At 69.1% G+C, this 2,754-nt stretch carries 2 pseudogenes; one reads left to right on the top strand and one right to left on the bottom strand.

Annotated elements, in window-relative coordinates:
- Positions 1–401: pseudogene (locus tag ACWJ6R_RS33975) on the bottom strand (CHAP domain-containing protein); the annotation flags it as partial.
- 1,195 nt (positions 402–1,596) lie between these two features.
- Here ACWJ6R_RS33975 and ACWJ6R_RS33980 point away from each other — a divergent pair.
- Positions 1,597–2,754: pseudogene (locus ACWJ6R_RS33980) on the top strand (hypothetical protein); the annotation flags it as partial.

The raw sequence follows: 2,754 nt of genomic DNA on the forward strand, positions 1-2,754 counted from the left end.
CGCAGACCGGCCTGCTCGCCGACCCAGGAGACGAACATCGCGCACCAGGGGGCGTCGGCGTAGGTCTTGACGCTGCCGCCGTCGCGCTCGACGGTCTCCTGCGCGCGCTTGGACTTCATGTACCACTTGTGGAACTTGGTGCCGCCGCCGTCGGAGTTCTCCTCCACGCCGACCTGCGTCCGCGCGACCTTCAGCAGGTCGTCCGCCGTCACCTGCGGCAGCTTCGCGGCCTGGGGCTGCGCCGGGGCCGGGACGGCGGCCTTGACGGGGGCCTGCGCGGGGGCCGGGGCCTGCGGCGCGCTGTCGGCGTGGGCCGTGCCGGAGGTCAGGGCGGTCCCGGCGGCCAGGGCCAGGCTGAGGGCGGCGGTCAGGGTGCGGGTGCGGGCGGTGGTGGCAGTCATGGGAAGAGAAGATCCTTCGTCAGGGTGCAGGTCATCCCTCGGCCGGAGGGCGGTGCTCGGGTTTTCAGGCCGTTGCGACCGTCGTCCGGTCGACTCCCTCCAGTAAGCCGTCCGGATGTAGCACACAAAGTGCACTGAAGGTGCAGAACGGTTGCCGCCCCCGAGAAGCCCTCAGATCTGCCCGGATACGGCCGATGACCGCGCTTCTCCGCCGCCGAGGCCCTTCTCCGCCGAACCCGCGGAGAAGGGCGCCCTTTCGTGGACGCGGCGGGGGTCCACGGCGGACGGGAAAGGACGCGACGGGGACGGGCGGGAAAGGCCGCCGGCCGATGCTCGCCCGCGCACGTCCCCCGCGCCGGACCGCCCCTTCCGGAACCGGGAGAGCGTGTCCTCCCGGGACGCACACAATCGGACGTATCGATAAAACCGCAAAAAGGTATGCAATTCACATTGAATGCGAGCGACCTGGGCTCCGACCGGAGAACGTCGAATCTTTTTCGCGACGCGCCGGGGGAACTGCTCGATCGGAGATTCGCCAATTCGATATAACTGCAGTCATGAGTGGAAGCAAACGCGGACCTGATCCGAAGTGGGGACCTGTGAAGCAGCATCCCTTGCGGGTGCCCGTAGACCTGCTCGGAGACATCAAAGCCTCCGCCCAGCAGCGCGGATGTTCTGTGAACGAGTACATCGTCACGGTGCTCGCACGTGAGCATGACTACGTTCTGGCGCCGCCGCCGCGGCCGGTGGCTCAGGAGCCGCTCCCACTCATCGAGGGACGGCAGCACGCAGCGGCGTGAACTTTACCGTTTTCATACGGAGGGAGACCCCGAGGGGTTAATCTACGACCGCTGATCGAAAGCGGCCCATAAATGCGGAAGCCCCCGCGCTACCAGGCCTCAGAAACCTACGCGAGGGACTTCCCCCATACACGACACCCAACGGACAGGCCGAGGCCGTTTCGCAGAAGCACTCCGGTCGTAGACCGCGCTCTGCGTTCCGAGCTCGATTCTGTATGCCGTTTGGGTCTTTACACCTGGAGACCACCATAGACGATGAGCTCCCGGGTCGGCCAGTGACGCCCGGAAACCGTCGTCTCCGCGTGTCTCACCCCCGACCCGTCCCCCAGAATATACGGTTTCGCTTTTCTATGTCCCCCATTGGCAAAAACACCTCCCGGCGTGTCCTCCGGACGTTGCGCATCATCGGCGGCGACCTGATCATCGCCCCCTCCGTCGAGCTCTGGCTCGCCGCCGTCGCGGCCGATCCCGAGGCGGCCTCGCATCGCGCGGACTGGTGGCGCAACACGGACGCCTCGATGCGGGCCGTCGCCGACCGCATCGACTCCGACATGGTCACCTCGCCCAAGCGCGGCGGCACCTGGAGCGTCATGGCCGCCGCCGCCGGCGTCTCCCGCCGCACCTTCGCCTCCCGGCTGCGCTGGGCCCAGGACCGCGGCTACCTGCTGCAGATCACCGAGGGCTCGATCCTGCGCTACCGGTCCGGCACCTACCGCGGCCTGCTGGACGACGGCCTCGGCAACCTCGCCGCCGAGTACGCCCTCACCATCCCGGTCAGCGCGCTGCGGGCCCTCGACCTCGACGACGAGGAGCTGGCGGAGCTGCTCCGCGACCCCGAGCCCCAGCCGGAGCTCCTGGTCCGCTACGAGCCCGCCCCCGCCATGTCCCAGGACGAGTGGCGGGAGGCCCCCTGGCCCGTGGTGACGCTGCGCTCGCGACCTGCGAAAACGCAGCTTGTGCGGAAAACTTGCACCCCAGGGGTTCAGGTTCTTACCCGCGAGAATGTGAACCCCTTTACGCGCGCGTCGCGAAATACACCACCGAAGCGGCCGAGCGCAAGCCTTTCGACCACGAAACCCGAGCGGCTCTGGCCGAACACCGTCACGCCGGGGAGGAGATCCCACCGGCTCGAGGCCTGTGAACGGCTGCGCTACGAGGACCAGACGCTGCGAGGCCTGTCGGCGAAGTACCTGCGGTCGCTGCTGCGCCCCCTCTTCGCCGCCGGAGCGACCCTCGCCGACGTCAAGTACGTGATCAACCACCTGCCCGACGGGCGGCCCCGGTTCCACAACGACCCGCCGCGCAAGCTCGTCGGCTGGATCCGGTACCGGGTCTCGACCTGGTTCGACAAGGAGACCGGCGAGCTCCTCTCGCCGCTGCCCTCCCAGGTCATCGCCGGAGCCGACCGCAGGCGCCGGGCCGAGCAGGCCGTCAGGGCCGAGGAGTGGGCCCGGCGGGAGGCCCAGCGCGTCGCTCCGCCTACGGACCTGATCGGGCGGTTGCGGGCCCGGCTGCAGGCGACCGCCGCCGCCGCCCGGGAGCGCCGGGAGGCG

The organism is Planomonospora algeriensis (assembly GCF_977012225.1).